We start from the raw sequence: 16,588 nt of genomic DNA, 5'->3' as shown, positions 1-16,588 counted from the left end.
CTTTTCCTCTGCTCTGGCTACCAACATGAACTACCACTCGTCGTGTTCTCGAGCCTCTTCGCCTGTGGCATCGCACGGGTATCTGAGCGTCAATCTGGAGGAAGGACTCACCGCAGGACGCCGCACGCGGATGACGTGGACGCCGGTGCGGTTCCTGCCCATCGCAGCCCAGACCCACTACAATGCGGTGGCGGCGGAAAAGCGCCCCGACGACATCCCTCCAACACTCTGGGCGAAACGCCGCGCCATCAAATCCAAACCCAGTCCGTAGCAAAGCACCCGTGTCGTCATTCGTGGTTCGAGGTTCCAGGTGCGGGCCACAACGCCGAGGCCATGCTGCTCTCCGCGCCCGGCATTCGCGCGCTTTTCGGTGCGCACGCAACGATCGATATGACACGCGCGGCAGACCCGGCGCGAGGCGCAGGCGGCGCAGACGATTGAAACGGGCGGCCGTCGTATCATAGCGGCTCGATTCCCGCCGGACGCGCGCGCCCGCCCGGCCGCCCAACCACCGCCATGCGACGCCTACCCCCGCTCAACGCCCTGCAAATCTTCGAAACGGTCGCCCGCTACGGCAGCTTTACGCGCGCGGCCGAGCATCTCTGCCTCACGCAAGGCGCGGTGAGCCGGCAAATCCTCACGCTCGAGCAGTATTACGGGCTGCCGCTCTTTCGCCGCTCGTCCAAGGGCCTCACGCTGACCGCCGAAGGCGAACAGCTGCTGCCCGCCGTGCGCGACGGCTTCGGGCGCATCGAGGAAGCCTCGCAACGCCTCACGCGCCAGCGCACCGAACTGGCGCTCAAGGTGCCGACCTGCGTGATGCGCTGGATGCTGCCGCGCATCATGCGCTTCCAGAACGAGCATCCCGACCTGCAGATCCAGATCACGACCACGTGGGGGCACGAAGTCGACTTCCAGGCGGAGCCGTTCGACGCGGCGATCATCTACGGCTCGTCGCCCGGCGCCGACGTGCACGCGGTGCCGCTCTTCGACGAATACCTCACGCCCGTGTGCACGCCCGAGTTGTGCTCGCGCCGCCCGCTCGTCAAGCCCGACGACCTCGCGCACCAGACCCTGCTGCACCCCACGCGCGATCACGCCGACTGGCGCCTGTGGCTCACGCGCGCAGGCGCAAAAAAAGTCGATGCCAATCTCGGTCCCACGTTCGAGTCGCTCGATCTCGCGGCTACCGCGGCCATGCAGGGCTTCGGCGTCGCCATTACCGACCGCACGCTCGTGCGCGAGGACGTCGAGACACGGCGCCTTGTCATGCCCTTCGACCTCGCCGTGCCCACCGGCTCGCGCTACTATTTCGTGTACCCCGAGTGCGTGGCCCAGCAAAAGAAGGTGCAGTTGTTCAGCGAGTGGATCGGGCAAGACCGCGCGACGCCGTAGTGCAGCCGTCCATGCAGCCATCCATGCCACCGTGCGCGCCGCCATGAGCGCCGTGCATGGCGGGCATGAGAATTAATCGATTGCATGCGGGCCGCTCTTTCGGCGTAATGGGCCGCTTCGTGCGAGGCACGCTCAACGCGCCGCCTTGCACCTTTCCAGTCACGCGGGACACGTCGCCCGCAGGGAGACCGACCATGCAGAGCGCCGCACAGGCCCGCTCGAAGCTGCCCGATGTGGGCACAACGATTTTCACGGTGATCGGCCAGCTTGCCGCCGAGCATCAGGCGCTGAACCTCTCGCAAGGCGCACCGAATTTCGACCCGAGCGCGAAACTCGTGGATGACGTGGCCGCCGCCATGCGCGCGGGGCACAACCAGTACGCGCCGATGGCGGGCCTCGGCGACTTGCGCGAAGCGCTGGCCGCCAAGTTCGAGACGCTTCACGGCGCGCACTACGATCCCTCGAGTGAAGTAACCGTGCTCGCGAGCGCGAGCGAAGGCCTTTACTCCACGATCAGCGCGCTCGTGCACCCCGGCGACGAAGTGATCTATTTCGAGCCCTCGTTCGACAGCTATGCGCCCATCGTGCGTCTGCAGGGCGCGAAGCCCGTGGCGATCAAGCTCGCGCAGCCGCATTTCCGCGTGGACTGGGACGCGGTGAGCGCGGCCATCACGCCACGCACGCGCATGATCATCGTGAACACGCCGCACAATCCCACCGCCACGATATTCGGCGAGGATGACATCGCGCGTCTCGCGGCGCTCACGCGCAACACCGACATCGTGATTCTCTCCGACGAAGTGTACGAGCACGTGGTGTTCGACGGCGCGCCGCACCGGAGCATGGCGCGCTACCGCGAGCTGGCCGAACGCAGCGTGATCGTGTCGTCGTTCGGCAAGTCGTATCACGTCACGGGCTGGCGCGTGGGCTACTGCCTCGCGCCCGCCGCGCTGATGGACGAGATCCGCAAGGTCCACCAGTTCATGGTGTTTTCCGCCGACACGCCCATGCAGTATGCATTCGCACAGGCGCTTGCCGAGCCGCAAAGCTATCTGGGCCTCGCGGCGTTCTACCAGCACAAGCGCGACCTGCTCGCACGCTCGCTGGAAGCCTCGCGATTCGAATTGCTGCCGAGCGAAGGCAGCTTTTTCATGCTCGCGCGCTTTCGCGCCTTCTCCGAAGAGCGCGACAGCGACTTCGTGCTGCGGCTTATCCGCGACGCCCGCGTAGCGACGATCCCGCTCTCTGCGTTCTACACCGACGGTACCGACGAAGGCATCATCCGCCTGAGCTTTGCCAAGGATGACGAAACATTGCTCGAAGGCGCGCGCCGCCTTTGCGCGATTTAAGGCACTGCGCTCGAACCACAACGAAACTCATAGGCAAGGAGATCACCATGAAGCGACATAACGCGCTCCTCGCGCTGGCATGCGTGTACGGCGTGCTCGGCCCGGCATCGGCATTCGCAGACACGAACCTGTTGCGCTTCGGCGTCGAAGCGCAGTATCCGCCGTTCGAAACCAAGGCCTCGGACGGTACGCTGCAGGGCTTCGATATCGACATCGGCAATGCCGTGTGCGCGAAGGCGAACATGACCTGCAAATGGGTGGAAACGTCGTTCGACGGCCTGATTCCCGCACTGCAAGGGCGCAAGTTCGACGCCATCAACTCGGCGATGAACGCCACCGCAAAGCGCCGCGAGGCCATCGACTTCACCACGGTGATCTATCGCGTGCCGAGCCGCCTGATCGCGCGCAGTGACAGCGGTCTCGTCGCCACCGCCGCGTCGCTCAAGGGCAAGCGAGTGGGCGTGCTGCAATCGTCGATTCAGGAAACCTACGCAAAGGTTCATTGGGAGCCGGCCGGCGTGACGGTCGTGCCCTACCAGGACCAGAACCAGATTTACGCGGACCTCGGCGCGGGGCGTCTGGACGGGACGCTCGTGCTCGCGCCCGCGGGCCAGAAGGGCTTCCTTTCGCAGCCCGAAGGAAAAGGCTTCGCCTTCGTGGGCGAGGCCGTGCGCGACGACAAGATTCTCGGTAGCGGCGTGGCGTTCGGCATCCGCAAGGGCAACTCGGCGTTGCGTGAGCGCCTGAACGCGGCCATCGCGAAGATCGAGTCCGACGGCACGGTCACCGCGCTCGCGCGTAAATACTTCGGCGACATCGACGTTTCGCCCAAGTAACGCCGCGCACAGGGGCAGGCGCCAGGCTTCGGCGATCAGTGCCGCCCCTGCCGCGCGTTGCGGTTCGGATCGCGGCCCGAATCGCGGTTCGCGTGAGCGTCGTTCTTCGTGCGCTCCTCGTGTGCATCGGCGCCCCAGCGGTCCGTGTCCTCCTGCCCGCTTTCCACGTCGCTATGCCCCTGGCGGCCCACTGAGCGCGGCTCGTGCGGGTGGCGCCGCGCAAGCGGCTCGCTGCTTTCGTGCTGCGGACGCTTGACGTGCGTGCCGTCGTCGTCCGGGCTCTCGCGATGCTTCATGGCTGCCTCCTTGCCAGTGCAATACGTCGCTAACGAGTCGTGAAGCGGCTCTCGGCGAGCATCGTGTTGGCGTTCTCCTTGCTGACTTCGTCGAGTGGCAAATACGCACGCTTCGTGCCGTTGGCCTGCCGCTTTGGCCAGTGAGCGCATCGGGCGTGCCCGGGGCGGGCTGGAACGCCCGCTGGAACGCCCGATAAGCGCTGAGAGGGATCCGCGCACGAGCGGTCGCGACAGGAGACCACGCCTGACCCTAGCCCGCCGCCGCTGCCGGGCGCTCGACGCGCGAGCGCGACGAAGCGTGCAGCCCGAGGTTCGCCACCAGCGCGACCAGCGCCGAACCGGTCACGTACCACGCGGGCGCCGCCGTCGATCCGCTCATGCGTACGAAGGCCGCGCAGAGCAACGGCGCAAAGCCGCTGAACACGACCACCGAAACGTTGTACGCAAGCGCGATGCCACTAAAGCGCACCTGCACGGGAAAGAGGTCGGCCAGTACCGCGGCCCACGTACCGCTTGCGAGCGAGAACACCAGCGCAGCGAGCACGAACAGCACGATCACGTTCACGCTGTGCGCCGCGAGCGCCGTATAGAACGGCCAGGCAAGCGCGGCGAGCAGCACACACGAAACGCGCAGCAGGTAGCGGCGCGGCACGAAGTCGCCCGCCCAGGCCGCCGCGAGCAGCCCCACCGAACTCACGAGCAAATACGCATTCTGTGCGAGGGCGGCCTCGCGCGGCGCGTAGTTCAACGTCTGAATCAGATACGCGGGCATGTGGCCGTAGAGCACGCCATTGAAGCCCGCCATCACCGCAATCGAGAGCGCGCCGCCCACCACCGCGCCGCGATGATGGCACAGCGTTTCGCGAAACGGCTGTTTCACCACGGCGCCCTGCATCTGCTTGAACTCGGGCGACTCGTCGAGATTGCGGCGCAACAGATACGAAACGATCCCGCACACACCGCCCACGAGGAACGCAATGCGCCAGCCGTAGCTCGCGGCGTCGGCAGGGGTCAACGCGGACTGCACGGCGAGATTGACGATCGTCGCGAGCATCACGCCCGTATTGATCGCGCAAACGATCACGCCGGCGGCGAGACCCGCGCGGCGCGGCGCCGCTTCCACCGCATAGGTGATCGCGCCCGGCATTTCGCCGCCCACGCAAAAGCCTTGCAGCACGCGCAAGCCAATCAGCGCGATGGGCGCCGCAATGCCCCAGCGCGCGTAATTCGGCAGCAGACCGATGCAGATCGTCGCCAGCGTCACGACGACGATCGAGCCCACGAACACGGGCCGCCGGCCAATTCGGTCACCCAGGCTGCTGAGCACGATGCCGCCGAGCGGCCGGATGATATAGCCGATGGAAAGCACGGAAAACGTCAGCAGCATGCTCACGAGCGAGTCGCTCGCCGGAAAGAATTGCGCGGCGATCGAGTGAGCGAAGAAGCCGTAAATCACGAAGTCATAGAATTCCAGCGAGCCACCCAGACTCGCTATGAGGATCATCTTCCATTGGGCGCGGGTCAGTCCAGGCCTGGCGGACTGCGGCGCGCACTGTGAGGGGGTCGTCTCCATTTGCTCTCCTTAATGATTGACATGGCGGCGCTTCGAGCACTGATGGCGGATCTTCGTCCTGCGCCTCTTCTTCAAATGCATCTGGGCAGCCGCGTTGCATTGCGGGCCGCCCGGGATCAAACTGCCGCGGCCTCGCGCCGCTGCGGCTCGCGCGCAACGCCTGCGCGTTCGAGCAGCGCATCCAGTTCGCTCGCATCGCGCGCCACGCCTCCAACGTAGCGGTCGGGCCGCAGCAGCACGGCGCGTGCGCTGGTTTGCGCGAGCCACGTTCGAAGCGGCATGGGCGTAGCCGGAACGATCGCCACGCGCTCGCGTTGTGCCGAGTTCGTTAGCGCTTCCTGCGCGCATTGCGCGAGCGCTTCGTCAACGACCAGCGCGAAGCGATAGCCCACGGCGTCGTCCAGACGCGTACCGTCTTCGAACACGGGTTGCGGCCCGATATCGCCGCCAGCGGCGCCCGCATGCCAGCCAGGTCCCAAACGCGGTTGCGGCGTGCGGAACTCGCGAATCGCCGCCGCCATCTCGCGGTCGCGCGCGGCCACGGCGTGGCTGTCGGTCGCCTGAATCACGCCGCCTAACTGCACCGCCGTTTCGATGAACGTGCGCACGTGCGGCTCGCGCTCGCTCTCGTAGGTGTCGAGCAGCGTTTCGGGCAGCGTACCTGCGATCACATCGGCGAGTTTCCACGCGAGGTTCGAGGCGTCGCGTATGCCCGCGGCCATGCCCTGCCCCATGAACGGTGGCGTCTGGTGCGCGGCGTCGCCCGCGATCAGCAGCCTGCCGCGCCGCCAGCCCTGCGCGATCACCGAATGGAACGTGTAGATCGCCGAGCGTTCGAGTTGCGCGTGCTCGGGCGTGATCCATCGGGCGAGGCGCTCCCAGATCCATTCGGCCGTGCCGACGCGGCGCTCGTCGTCGCCCGGCATCACCATGATTTCCCAGCGGCGGCGGTTATGCGGCCCGCGCGTGTAAGTGGTCGGGCGCGCAGGGTCGCAGTACTGGATCGAGTAGTCGCCCAGGTCGGCGCGCTCGCCCGCGAGCAGCACGTCCACCACGACCCAGCGCTCGTGCGATTTCAGATCGGCAAGCTCCGTGCCGATGAAGCGGCGCACCGTCGAGCGCGCGCCGTCGCAACCCACCACGTAACGCGCCGTCGTGTGGGCAAGCCGCCCTTGCGCCGTATCCTCGAAGCGGATGCGCACGTGGTCGTCGCGTTCGTCGAGCGCGAACACCTCGTGACGCAAACGCACCTCCGCCCCGCCGCGCGCACAAAGTTGCGCGCGCAACGCCCGTTCGAGATCCGGCTGATGAAACTTGTAGCTCGCGCACCAGCCTTGAGGACCGATGCCGCCGGGCCGGCTCCAGTCGATCATCAGTTCGCCGCGCGCGTTGACGAACTTCATGCCCGGCCCGACGAAGAGGTTCGGCAGCAGCGCCTGCGCGATCCCGACAGCCTGAAACACGCGCATGCATTCGCCGTCGAAGTGGACGGCGCGCGGCAGCTGGAACACGTCCTTGTCGCGCTCGAACACCACGACTTTGAGGCCGCGCAGCGTGAGCAGATTGGCGAGCGTCGCGCCGGTCGGCCCGAAGCCGATGATCGCGACATCATAGTCGGGCGTCGAATTTGCTTTGCATGCCGAATTGTTTACGACATCCTTCATCCCATTCACCTGATACATGGCTAACAGCGTGGATAACTACGAGGGCAACAGCGCCGCCCGCTCCACGCGGGCGGCGTCCTGCCACTTAAGCTTCGTCCGCGACGGGATTCCTGAGCGCGCCGATGCGATCCACCTCGACCTCCACCACGTCGCCATGCTTCATGAAAAGCGGCGGATTGCGCTTCGCGCCGACGCCGCCCGGCGTGCCGGTCACGATCACATCGCCGGGGAAAAGCGGTGTAAACGTCGACAGATACGCGATCTGCTTCGCAATGCCGTGAATCAGCATCTCCGTGGTCGCGCGCTGCACTTCCTGGCCGTTCAGGCGCGTGACGAGCGTCATTAGCGCGTTCGGCTCGATCTCGTCGCTCGTGACCATCCACGGTCCGAACGCACCCGTGCGGTAGAAGTTCTTGCCGGGTCCCCATTGGCCCGTGTGGCGCTGCCAGTCGCGCACCGAGCCGTCGTTGTAGCAGCTGTAGCCCGCAATATGGCGCCACGCGTCGGCCTCGGCGATGCGCCGCCCGCCCTCGCCGATGATCACCGCGATCTCGCCTTCATAGTCGAATTGCGTGGACTCGCGAGGGCGCAGCATGGGCGCGCCCGCGCCCACCTGCGAAGCCGGCACGCGCATGAAAATCACGGGCTGCTCGGTGGTCTCGCGGTTGGTCTCCTTCACGTGCTCCGCGTAGTTCAGGCCCACGCAGAAGATTTGCTGCGGATTCGGAATGACGGGCTCGAGCGTGACTTCGGCAAGCGGATAGTCGCCCTTGCCTTCGCTCGCTTGCTCAGCTTCGGCAAACGCGCCGGCCGCGATCAGCGACTTGAGGTCGGCAAAGCGGCCGCTCAGGCGCTTCTTGAGGTCGAAAACCGCGCCGTCGCGCACAACGCCGAACGACGAACCTTCATGGGTGGAAAAGCTGGCGAGTTTCATGATGCTCCGGTGATAAAGAATGAATTTCCTTTGAAATCGGGACGCGCATTTCTTGGTGCGTTTATCGTATGTTGAGAATACACTACGAAAAACGCGTCACACAACTTGATTTTTATCAGGGTTTATCACTACACCAGGAGACAGCATGACTCTGCCGAATACCGAAGCCACCACGAAGCGAACCGGCCTCACGCTCAGCCACATGGGCTTTTTCGTGTCCGACATGGCGAAGGTCGAAGACTTCTATACGCGCGTGCTCGAATTCACGGTCACGGACCGCGGCACGCTGCCCACGCCCCGCGGCGAGGTCAGCCTCGTCTTTCTGAGCCGCGATCCCCGCGTGCATCACCAGATCGTGCTGGCGAGCGGCAGGCCCGAGCAGTTGCCGTTCAATCCGATCAACCAGATTTCGCTGGAGGCGGACAGCCTCGCCACGCTCAAGCACTTTCACCAGCGCTTTGTGGCAGAAGGGATGGAGGAAATCGTGCCGGTCACGCACGGCAATGCCATTTCGTTCTATGCGCGCGATCCGGAGGGCAACCGGCTGGAGATTTTCATCGACACGCCGTGGTACGTGGATCAGCCCATGCGCGTGAGCGTGGACTTCACGCTGCCCGACGAGGCGTTGCTGGCCGAAGTCGAGCGCCACGCGAGCACGTTGCCGGGGTTCCGGCCGCGCGCGGTGTGGGAAAGGGAGATGGCGGCGCGTATGGGCGTAGCGTGACGCCGCGCCGCCGCTTTATGACTCGATCAGTGCACGCACGCGCGTGGAGATGCGCGCGGCGGCGTCCTTCACGGCCTCGACCACGCGCTCGAGGTTGAAGAACGCGAGACGCTGCTCGGGCACGACGAGCGCGAGCGAGGCCACGGCTTCGCCGGATGCGTCGGTAAAGAGCGGCGAAGCGACGGCGGACATGCCCGCTTCGAGTTCGCCCTTCGAGAGATAGAAGCCCGCGCGGCGGATCTTGAGCAGACTCGCGCGGAACTCTTCGAGCGAGGCGCCGAGTCCGCTCGCGGCAATGTCCTCTGGGTACTGCTCGAACAGCGCGGCGAGCTTCGCCTTGGGAAACGTGGAGAGGATCGCCTTGGGCGCGGCGCCGAGAAAAAGCGGACGCGGACGGCCACGCCCATAGCGCAGGTCGAACACGGCGTCGTGCGATTCCCGATGGGTGTCGACGAGTTCGTTGCCATACCAGCGCGACATCACGGCATCGAAGCCCGATTGCTCCGCCAGCTCGCGCATGACCGGCTGCCCCGCCTTGAGCAGCGGATCGGAAATACGCAGATGGTAGTCGAGCGTGATGATGCGGGGGCCGAGGCCATATTCGCCGCCCACGAAGCGCAGCAGCATGCCGGTCTCGACGAGTTCACGCAAATAGCGGTAAGCGGTGGGCACCGAGCATTGCAGTTCGGCCGCCACCTGTTCGGCGGAAAGAAAAGGCCGCGCCTCGGAAAAGAGTTCGAGGATGGACAGCAGTTTCGCAATGCTCGACAAAGGCCGGTCTCCGGTCGCGCGTGGGGTGGCCAATTATAGCGGCACGCATCGACGCGTTCGTGCCCCGCAAACTGGCGCCCCCATGCAAAACCGCCGCATTGCACGGCGCGCTTTACACGTGCCCTGCAATGCGGCGGTCGGTACGGATTACCGGTGCCTGCCGGTTTCATACGGCGCCGCACCGCCATCAAGCGAAATTCGCCTGACATCATTCATGTGCGGTACATGTTTAGCATAGCGTTACTGCATATGCTGGCCGCCGTTGATAGGAATATTTGCGCCCGTCACAAAGCCCGCTTCGTCCGAACAGAGGAACAGCACGAGCGCCGCGACTTCACCCGGGTTGCCAAGACGGCCCATGGGAATTTGCGGCAGGATCTTCGTGTCGAGAATGTCCTGAGGAATGGCGGTCACCATCTTCGTGGCCAGATAGCCCGGCGAAATGGTGTTCACCGTCACGCCCTTGCGCGCCACTTCGAGCGCGAGCGACTTCGTGAAGCCGTGCATGCCGGCCTTCGCAGCAGCGTAGTTGGTCTGGCCGACCGAACCCTTCGAGCCGTTCACCGACGAAATGTTGATGATGCGGCCCCACGCGCGCTCGACCATGCTGTCGCACAGCGGCTTCGAGATATTGAAGATCGAGTCGAGATTCGTGCGCAGCACGGCGTCCCAATTGACCTTGTCGAGCTTGCGGAACGTCATGTCGCGCGTGATGCCCGCGTTGTTCACGAGAATATCGACGGGGCCGATCTCGCTCTGGATCTTCTGCGCGCCACGCTGGCACGAATCATAGTCCGCTACGTCCATGCCATAGGCGTGGAATTCGCGATCGGTCTCCCTCATGCGCGCCAGCCAGTCTTTGGCGCCTGCGTTATCGGGCGAATGCGTCACGACGACGCGATAGCCCGCATCATGCAGCTTCACGCTGATGGCCTCGCCAAGGCCGCCCATACCACCTGTTACCAATGCAATACGATTAGTCATCCTATATATCCGCGAGAGTTGAGCGTCAATCAAACCGTGGCGTTCCGCGTTAAACGGGCAGGCGCCACATGCACTGTTGCCCCGCTTCGTCTTTCCACCCAAGACGAGGACAAGGCGAATACCGCGCGGCTTCTGATTAATTTCTGGTATTGCGCGTGGTTGCTGCTACTGGCGGCTCGCTGCTGCTTACGCGCGACGAGCCGCTTACTGCCTGATTACTGCTTTAAAAGCGGGATCGAGCGGCAATCAAGCGCGCTCGAGTGCGAGCGCCACGCCCATGCCGCCGCCGATGCACAGCGAGGCGAGGCCGCGCTTGGCATCGCGCTTCTGCATTTCGTGCAGCAGCGTCACGAGAATCCGGCAGCCCGACGCGCCGATCGGGTGACCGATCGCAATCGCCCCGCCGTTCACGTTGATCTTCGACGTGTCCCAGCCCATCTGCTTGTTCACGGCCAGCGCCTGCGCCGCGAACGCCTCGTTGATCTCCATCAGATCGAGGTCGTTCACCGACCAGCCCGCGCGCTCCAGCGCACGCTTCGAGGCCGGCACCGGGCCCATGCCCATGATCTTCGGATCCACGCCGCCGCTGGCGTACGCCTTGATGCGCGCGAGCGGCGCCAGGCCCAGCGCCTCGGCCTTCTTCGCCGACATCACCACGACCGCTGCCGCGCCGTCGTTGAGGCCCGAGGCGTTCGCCGCCGTCACCGTGCCTTCCTTGTTGAACGCCGGCTTCAGACCCGCGAGCGATTCGGCCGTCACGCCGTGGCGCACGAATTCGTCGGTCGCGAACTGCAGCGGCTCGCCCTTGCGCTGCGGAATCGCCACCGGCACGATTTCCGCGTCGAAGCGGCCCGCCTTCTGCGCGGCCTCCGCCTTGTTCTGCGAGAGCGCCGCGAACGCGTCCTGTTCCTCGCGCGTGATGCCGTATTCCTTCGCGACGTTTTCCGCCGTCACGCCCATGTGGTACTGGTTGTACACGTCCCACAGGCCGTCGACGATCATGCTGTCGATGAGCTTCGCATCGCCCATGCGGAAGCCGTCGCGCGAGCCCGGCAGCACGTGCGGCGCGGCGCTCATGTTCTCCTGGCCGCCGGCCACGACGATGTCCGAGTCGCCCGCGATGATCGCGTTCGCGGCCAGCATCACGGCCTTCAGGCCCGAGCCGCACACCTTGTTGATCGTCATGGCGGGAACGGCCGTGGGCAGGCCCGCCTTGATCGATGCCTGGCGCGCCACGTTCTGGCCCGACCCGGCGGTCAGCACCTGACCCATGATCACGTCGCTCACCTGCTCAGGCTTCACGCCTGCGCGCTCGAGCGCGGCCTTGATGACGATCGCACCCAGGTCAGGCGCCGCCACCTTCGCGAGCGAACCGCCGAATTTGCCCACTGCCGTACGTGCGGCCGAAACGATCACAATGTCAGTCATGTTGAGCTCCTGCTCTGCAATTACGCTGAAAAATCGATGTCTTGAAAGCTAAGCCGGCAAATACCGCGCCCTCGTCGTTCAGTCACGACGACGAAGGCGCGTATTGGCGTATTACCGGTCTGGCAGGAACGGGAATCAGGCCTTGGCCTGGCTCGTTGCCTTGGCGGTTGCCGGCTGGACGGCAGCCGGCGCGGCTTCCTGGACGGAAGCGGCAACGTTCTGGAAATTGCTCTGGGCCGTTTCGATGGCCTGGCGGGTCACGCCGCGCAGCGTCTCGGCGGCATTGTTCACGGCGGCGAACGTCGAGTTCATGGCCGCGACGAAGGACTCGGCGCCCACGGGTGCGTTTTGCGTCAGACCTTCGGAAAAGGCCTTGAAGCGCTGCTCCTGTTCGCCCGATTGCGCCTGGGCGGCCTGGATCAGCTCGTTTTGCGTCGTCGTCGCGATGTCGACGAGGTGGCGGCCGTATGACATGGCCTTGGCCGCGGCTTGCTGCGACGCACCAATCTGCTGCGTCAGGAACTCGGCGGGATTGCCGCTCTGGAAGGCACCCTTGAGCGTCGCTTCGCTTTCGGCGATGGCCGCCTTGCTGGCCTGGACGTTGAGATCGATGACAGCCTGCACGCCCTGGAAAACAGGTTTCGTGAGCGCAAAGAACGCTGCGACGCCGGCTTGGTAGTTCGCGCGGAATTGTTCGGGTGCGGAAACAGACATCAGTTCATGCTCCTTGGTTAGTCAAACTAATTAAAGCGCCAACCCCCGATGGCTTGACTGACGGCTGTGTTCCTATGTTTGAAAACTAATGCTGCATCGCCGCAGTCAATCTAGAGTGTCCATTCTAAGACAGAAATTTAACAATTTTGTGGCGGTTCATATTAGGTAAAAACCCTTAGCGTAAGTCTTTCGGGATCGGAACTTGCAGTTGTCTGGCAACATGCTTTCGGAATCGGTAAGCTCGACGCCGAGCGCGGAAATTGCATGCGAAATGAATGGCCCGCGACGGATTTCCCCCGCGGCGCCGTTCAAGTCATAGGGGGGCTGTTGACCCCTTAGCATCAAGGGAGAGAAATCATGATCCGCAAACCACTGCGTTCGTCGTTTGCCGCCGCTCTGCTCGCCTCCACCGCAACGGCCGCGTTAGCTCAGGCCGTGGTCGTCGAGCCCAATGCGCCGCCGCAGCCGCCAGTGGTCGTCGCGCCGACTTCGCCCCCGCCTGCGCCGCGGGAAGAAACGGCCCCGCCGCCGCGCGAAGGCTATGTGTGGCAGGCCGGCCACTGGCGCTGGGACCGCGGCGTGTATGTGTGGGAGCCCGGCCGCTGGGAGGAAGCCCGCTCGGGCTACAACTGGGTGCCGGGCCACTGGGTCGAGGACGGCCCGAACTGGCGATGGATTCCGGGCCATTGGGCATGACGCCGCATAGACCGGCATAAGGGATGAATGCCCGACTTCGAACTGGGAAACGACCATGACGGCGCGGCAGCGGGTTCGCCTGCGGTTCAATCATTGCAGACCTCCAAGGCCGGGAAGGCTTTGAACGAACGCGATCCGGACGCGGACCTCGTCGCGCGCGTCGGCGCGCGCGATCCGCTTGCCGTGCGCGCGCTGGTCGCGAGCAAGCTGCCGCGCCTCATCGCCCTCGCCACGCGCATGCTGGGCGACCGCAGCGAAGCCGAAGACGTCGCCCAGGACGCTTTCATGCGGATCTGGAAACAGGCGCCCACCTGGCGCACCGGCGAAGCGAAATTCGACACGTGGCTGCATCGCGTGGCGCTCAACCTGTGTTACGACCGCTTGCGCGGCCGCCGCGAAGAGAGCGTGGACGACGTGCACGCCATGAGCGAGCCGACACCCGATCCCGCTGGCTCGCCCGACCAGCAGATCGAGGCGCGCACGCGCGACGAACGCGTGCGCGCCGCACTCGCGGCGCTGCCCGTGCGTCAGCGCGAAGCGCTCGTGCTCACTTACTATCAGGAACTGTCGAACTTCGAAGCAGCCGGCCTGATGGCTATTTCGGTGGACGCGCTCGAAAGCCTGCTGGCGCGCGCCCGGCGCACCTTGCGCGCACAACTGGCCGGCGAAGCTGCCGGTAAGGACACCGTATGACACCCGAACGATTCCACACTCTCGTCGCCGCTTATGGCGCCGACCCGCAGCGCTGGCCACAGCACGAGCGCGACGACGCGCTCGAATGGGCGCGTGCGCATCGCGCGCAAGCCGACGCGTTGCTCGACGAAGCCATGGAGCTCGACAGCTGGCTCGCCCGTGACATGGTCGCGCCGCCTTCGCGCGCGTGCTTCGAGCAGATCGTTGCGGGCGCACCGGTCAAGCCCGCGCTCACGCCTGTTTCCGCTGCGAAGCGTCGCAGCTTCTGGTGGTCAGGCGCCGCGTTCGCGGGCGTAGGCCTCGCCGGAGCGCTCGCGGGTGCGCTGACGATTTCGTTAGTCGTGCTCGGCGGCCCGACGCCCGCGGCGCCGCACGAGACCTATCTCAGCACGAGCTTTGGCGGGACGAGTTCGGACTGGAGCGAATCAACCCTGAACCCCGGCGCAGAAGGGAGTGACGAATGAACGGCCGCTCATGGAAGATGCTGCTCGTCGGCTCGGTACTCCTGAATGTCTTTTTGCTCGGCGGCATTGCGGGCGGCGCCTGGCGCTGGTTCGCCGTGCGCGGCGAGCCGCAGGCCCAACCCGCGCAGCGCGTGGCATTGCGCTTCGCCACCGATGAGCTTTCGCCGCAACGCCAGCAGCAGTTCGCGCAAGCGCTCAAGTCCTCGCGCCGTGAAGGCCGCCAGTACGCGCGCGACGGACGCGACGGACGGCGCGCGGTGCTCGACCTGCTCGCCGCGCCGCAACTCGACCGCAACGCCATCGACGCCGCGCTCACGCGCACGCGCACAGCGGATACCGCGTTGCGCGCGCAAATCGAAAGCGGCGTGGTTGATTTCGCAGCCACGCTCACGCCGGAAGAACGCGTGAAATTCGTCGAAGGACTCGAAAAGCGCGGCCAGTGGCGCCTGCCGGCGCAGCAGCAAAAACCGCCGCAACCTGCCGCAAGCGAGGCAGGCAACGCACAATAAAAAAGTTGACCGACCAGCGACGGATAACGCGGGCGACGTACGTTTAACGGGAATACGCAACGCTCCCGCGAGCACAAGGACCGCGCATGGAAAGCCTTTCGAATAGCCGCGCCGGCGCGATCGCCATGAACCGCTTCGGCCTTGGCGCGCGCGCCGATGAAACGCCGCCCGCCAACCCGCAAGGCTGGCTGCTCAGCCAGTTCGCTGCCTACGAGCCGATGCCCGCGGCATGGCGCAACGAGCCCGGGACACTGGCGCTCGCCGCCCGCTTCGGCGCCGAGCGCCAGCAAGGCATGACGGACGACATGGCAGCGAGCGCCGCTTCGCAGGCTAATGAACAAGCGAACGGACAACCCAACGCGCTACAAGCCGCGCGCCGCGCGGTCAATCAGGCGATCCGCCGCGAGAGCGTGGGCATCTACCGCAGCGCGGTCAACGCGCGCCTCACGAGCGCCTTGCAGACCGACACGCCATTCGTCGAGCGTCTCGTGCACTTCTGGTCGAACCACTTCGCCGTATCGGTGGATAAGGCGCTGATTGCCGGCATTGCGGGCGCCTTCGAAATGGAGACGATACGGCCGCACGTGCTCGGCAATTTCGCGGACATGCTGGTCGCCGTCGAGCAGCACCCCGCCATGCAGCTCTTTCTCGACCAGACGCGCTCCGTTGGGCCCGACAGCCGCGCCGCGCTGCGCGCCGATCAGCGCGACCCCGCGCACAAGCGCGGCCTGAACGAGAATCTCGCACGCGAGATCATGGAGTTGCACACGCTCGGCGTACGCACTGGCTATACGCAGGACGATGTGACCGAGTTCGCGCGCGCGCTCACGGGCTGGAGCGTGGCAGGCGTGCGCGGTCCGCAGCCGGGGAATGTGGCCAATGCCGCCGCGCCCGGCAGCTTTGTGTTTCGCCCCGCACTGCACGAACCCGGCGCGCGCACCGTGATGGGCAAGCGCTACGATCAAGCGGGCGAACAGCAGGCGCGCGCCATCCTCGACGACCTCGCGCACGCGAGCGCCACGAGCCGCCATATCGCGCTCCAGCTCGCACGCCACTTCGTCGCCGACAATCCGCCGCCCGCACTGACCGAGCGCCTCGCGCTCGCCTTCGAACAAAGCGGCGGCGATCTGCCCACCGTGTACCGCGCGCTCGTTGAAGCGCCGCAAGCCTGGGCGCCGGTCGATGCGAAGTTCAAGACGCCGTGGGAATGGACTGTCTCGTCGATGCGTGGTCTCGGCTGGCGCGACCCAGGCGACATGAATGCCGCGCCGCTGCTCACGCAACTTGGCCAGCCGGTGTGGCGGCCGGGCTCGCCCGCCGGCTACGACGACATCGCCGCAAGCTGGGCCGCACCCGATGCGCTCGTGCGCCGTGTGGAAGTCGCGCAGCGTTTCTCGGCGCGCGTGGGCGACCGGCTCGACCCCCGCACGCTCGGCAACACGCTCATGGGCGCCACGCTCAGCGCGCCCACGGCGAGCGCGGTTGCACATGCCGAGAGCGCATCCACAGCAATCGCCTTGCTGCTCGTCTCGCCCGATTTTTTGAGGAGATAACCGCC

The 16,588-nt window shown here is 65.5% G+C and carries 18 protein-coding genes; 10 read left to right on the top strand and 8 right to left on the bottom strand.

What is annotated here, in order from left to right; all coding sequences use genetic code 11:
• The first annotated feature begins 25 nt into the window (after positions 1-25).
• The 4 genes from FAZ97_RS26580 (at position 26) to FAZ97_RS26565 (ending at position 3,580) form a co-directional block, all read left to right on the top strand.
• Positions 26-271: a hypothetical protein gene (locus tag FAZ97_RS26580; RefSeq protein ID WP_158761512.1), complete on the top strand. Its 246-nt coding sequence runs from the start codon at positions 26-28 to the stop codon at positions 269-271.
• A 245-nt stretch (positions 272-516) separates the two neighbouring features.
• Positions 517-1,395: a LysR substrate-binding domain-containing protein gene (locus tag FAZ97_RS26575; protein WP_158761510.1), complete on the top strand. Its 879-nt coding sequence runs from the start codon at positions 517-519 to the stop codon at positions 1,393-1,395.
• A gap of 194 nt (positions 1,396-1,589) precedes the next feature.
• Positions 1,590-2,744 (top strand): pyridoxal phosphate-dependent aminotransferase, encoded by a 1,155-nt coding sequence (locus FAZ97_RS26570; RefSeq protein ID WP_158761508.1) that lies wholly within the window; start codon positions 1,590-1,592, stop codon positions 2,742-2,744.
• A 47-nt stretch (positions 2,745-2,791) separates the two neighbouring features.
• The gene (locus tag FAZ97_RS26565; RefSeq protein WP_158761506.1) at positions 2,792-3,580 is read left to right on the top strand and encodes an ABC transporter substrate-binding protein; all 789 of its coding nucleotides are present in this window, start codon (positions 2,792-2,794) and stop codon (positions 3,578-3,580) included.
• Between the two features lie 35 nt (positions 3,581-3,615).
• Here the strand turns inward: FAZ97_RS26565 and FAZ97_RS26560 are convergent, their stop codons facing one another.
• The 4 genes from FAZ97_RS26560 to FAZ97_RS26545 all read right to left on the bottom strand — a co-directional run bounded on the left by FAZ97_RS26560 (position 3,616) and on the right by FAZ97_RS26545 (position 8,047).
• Positions 3,616-3,876, bottom strand: coding sequence for a hypothetical protein (locus tag FAZ97_RS26560; RefSeq protein WP_158761504.1), 261 nt, complete (start codon positions 3,874-3,876; stop codon positions 3,616-3,618).
• 250 nt (positions 3,877-4,126) lie between these two features.
• The gene (locus FAZ97_RS26555) at positions 4,127-5,449 is read right to left on the bottom strand and encodes an MFS transporter (RefSeq protein ID WP_233271906.1); all 1,323 of its coding nucleotides are present in this window, start codon (positions 5,447-5,449) and stop codon (positions 4,127-4,129) included.
• A gap of 116 nt (positions 5,450-5,565) precedes the next feature.
• Complete coding sequence (mhpA, locus tag FAZ97_RS26550; RefSeq protein ID WP_158761502.1) at positions 5,566-7,113, bottom strand: bifunctional 3-(3-hydroxy-phenyl)propionate/3-hydroxycinnamic acid hydroxylase MhpA; 1,548 nt, start codon at positions 7,111-7,113, stop codon at positions 5,566-5,568.
• An 85-nt stretch (positions 7,114-7,198) separates the two neighbouring features.
• A complete protein-coding gene (locus tag FAZ97_RS26545) occupies positions 7,199-8,047 on the bottom strand; it encodes a fumarylacetoacetate hydrolase family protein (protein ID WP_158761500.1) in 849 nt (282 codons plus the stop codon).
• Between the two features lie 145 nt (positions 8,048-8,192).
• Between FAZ97_RS26545 and FAZ97_RS26540 the strand changes: the two genes are divergently transcribed.
• The gene (locus tag FAZ97_RS26540; RefSeq protein WP_158761491.1) at positions 8,193-8,771 is read left to right on the top strand and encodes a VOC family protein; all 579 of its coding nucleotides are present in this window, start codon (positions 8,193-8,195) and stop codon (positions 8,769-8,771) included.
• A 15-nt stretch (positions 8,772-8,786) separates the two neighbouring features.
• Here FAZ97_RS26540 and FAZ97_RS26535 read toward each other — a convergent pair whose 3' ends face one another.
• The 4 genes from FAZ97_RS26535 to phaP all read right to left on the bottom strand — a co-directional run bounded on the left by FAZ97_RS26535 (position 8,787) and on the right by phaP (position 12,668).
• Positions 8,787-9,542 carry an IclR family transcriptional regulator gene (locus tag FAZ97_RS26535; protein ID WP_158761489.1) on the bottom strand — a complete coding sequence of 252 codons (756 nt, stop codon included), beginning with the start codon at positions 9,540-9,542 and terminating at the stop codon, positions 8,787-8,789.
• 240 nt (positions 9,543-9,782) lie between these two features.
• Positions 9,783-10,526 carry an acetoacetyl-CoA reductase gene (phbB, locus tag FAZ97_RS26530; protein WP_158761487.1) on the bottom strand — a complete coding sequence of 248 codons (744 nt, stop codon included), beginning with the start codon at positions 10,524-10,526 and terminating at the stop codon, positions 9,783-9,785.
• Positions 10,527-10,772: 246 nt separating this feature from the next.
• A complete protein-coding gene (locus tag FAZ97_RS26525; RefSeq protein WP_158761485.1) occupies positions 10,773-11,954 on the bottom strand; it encodes an acetyl-CoA C-acetyltransferase in 1,182 nt (393 codons plus the stop codon).
• A gap of 135 nt (positions 11,955-12,089) precedes the next feature.
• Positions 12,090-12,668, bottom strand: a complete 579-nt coding sequence (gene phaP, locus FAZ97_RS26520; protein ID WP_158761483.1) for a TIGR01841 family phasin — start codon at positions 12,666-12,668, stop codon at positions 12,090-12,092.
• 360 nt (positions 12,669-13,028) lie between these two features.
• On the opposite strand from phaP, the gene FAZ97_RS26515 reads away from it, so the two are divergent.
• The 5 genes from FAZ97_RS26515 (at position 13,029) to FAZ97_RS26495 (ending at position 16,583) form a co-directional block, all read left to right on the top strand.
• Positions 13,029-13,364 carry a hypothetical protein gene (locus FAZ97_RS26515; protein ID WP_407671912.1) on the top strand — a complete coding sequence of 112 codons (336 nt, stop codon included), beginning with the start codon at positions 13,029-13,031 and terminating at the stop codon, positions 13,362-13,364.
• A gap of 27 nt (positions 13,365-13,391) precedes the next feature.
• Positions 13,392-14,057 (top strand): RNA polymerase sigma factor, encoded by a 666-nt coding sequence (locus tag FAZ97_RS26510; RefSeq protein WP_158761480.1) that lies wholly within the window; start codon positions 13,392-13,394, stop codon positions 14,055-14,057.
• Positions 14,054-14,521 carry a hypothetical protein gene (locus FAZ97_RS26505; protein WP_158761479.1) on the top strand — a complete coding sequence of 156 codons (468 nt, stop codon included), beginning with the start codon at positions 14,054-14,056 and terminating at the stop codon, positions 14,519-14,521. Before FAZ97_RS26510 ends, FAZ97_RS26505 begins: the two co-directional genes overlap by 4 nt.
• Positions 14,518-15,030, top strand: a complete 513-nt coding sequence (locus FAZ97_RS26500) for a periplasmic heavy metal sensor (protein WP_158761478.1) — start codon at positions 14,518-14,520, stop codon at positions 15,028-15,030. Before FAZ97_RS26505 ends, FAZ97_RS26500 begins: the two co-directional genes overlap by 4 nt.
• An 86-nt stretch (positions 15,031-15,116) precedes the next feature.
• Positions 15,117-16,583, top strand: a complete 1,467-nt coding sequence (locus FAZ97_RS26495; RefSeq protein ID WP_158761477.1) for a DUF1800 domain-containing protein — start codon at positions 15,117-15,119, stop codon at positions 16,581-16,583.
• Positions 16,584-16,588: the final 5 nt, after the last annotated feature.

It is taken from the genome of Paraburkholderia acidiphila (assembly GCF_009789655.1).
In the GTDB taxonomy this organism is placed as follows: domain Bacteria; phylum Pseudomonadota; class Gammaproteobacteria; order Burkholderiales; family Burkholderiaceae; genus Paraburkholderia; species Paraburkholderia acidiphila.
The sequence above is the reverse complement of the archived record's forward strand: the minus strand, read 5'-3'. Positions and strand labels throughout refer to the sequence as shown.

Coding starts and splice junctions, on each gene's coding strand:
- mhpA (WP_158761502.1), bottom strand. CDS start 7,113: ATGAAGGATGTCGTAAACAATTCGGCATGCAAAGCAAATTCGACGCCC.
- FAZ97_RS26495 (WP_158761477.1), top strand. CDS start 15,117: ATGGAAAGCCTTTCGAATAGCCGCGCCGGCGCGATCGCCATGAACCGC.
- FAZ97_RS26575 (WP_158761510.1), top strand. CDS start 517: ATGCGACGCCTACCCCCGCTCAACGCCCTGCAAATCTTCGAAACGGTC.
- FAZ97_RS26540 (WP_158761491.1), top strand. CDS start 8,193: ATGACTCTGCCGAATACCGAAGCCACCACGAAGCGAACCGGCCTCACG.
- FAZ97_RS26500 (WP_158761478.1), top strand. CDS start 14,518: ATGAACGGCCGCTCATGGAAGATGCTGCTCGTCGGCTCGGTACTCCTG.
- FAZ97_RS26505 (WP_158761479.1), top strand. CDS start 14,054: ATGACACCCGAACGATTCCACACTCTCGTCGCCGCTTATGGCGCCGAC.
- FAZ97_RS26510 (WP_158761480.1), top strand. CDS start 13,392: ATGCCCGACTTCGAACTGGGAAACGACCATGACGGCGCGGCAGCGGGT.
- phbB (WP_158761487.1), bottom strand. CDS start 10,526: ATGACTAATCGTATTGCATTGGTAACAGGTGGTATGGGCGGCCTTGGC.
- FAZ97_RS26565 (WP_158761506.1), top strand. CDS start 2,792: ATGAAGCGACATAACGCGCTCCTCGCGCTGGCATGCGTGTACGGCGTG.
- FAZ97_RS26545 (WP_158761500.1), bottom strand. CDS start 8,047: ATGAAACTCGCCAGCTTTTCCACCCATGAAGGTTCGTCGTTCGGCGTT.
- FAZ97_RS26560 (WP_158761504.1), bottom strand. CDS start 3,876: ATGAAGCATCGCGAGAGCCCGGACGACGACGGCACGCACGTCAAGCGT.
- FAZ97_RS26555 (WP_233271906.1), bottom strand. CDS start 5,449: ATGGAGACGACCCCCTCACAGTGCGCGCCGCAGTCCGCCAGGCCTGGA.
- FAZ97_RS26570 (WP_158761508.1), top strand. CDS start 1,590: ATGCAGAGCGCCGCACAGGCCCGCTCGAAGCTGCCCGATGTGGGCACA.
- FAZ97_RS26580 (WP_158761512.1), top strand. CDS start 26: ATGAACTACCACTCGTCGTGTTCTCGAGCCTCTTCGCCTGTGGCATCG.
- FAZ97_RS26525 (WP_158761485.1), bottom strand. CDS start 11,954: ATGACTGACATTGTGATCGTTTCGGCCGCACGTACGGCAGTGGGCAAA.
- phaP (WP_158761483.1), bottom strand. CDS start 12,668: ATGTCTGTTTCCGCACCCGAACAATTCCGCGCGAACTACCAAGCCGGC.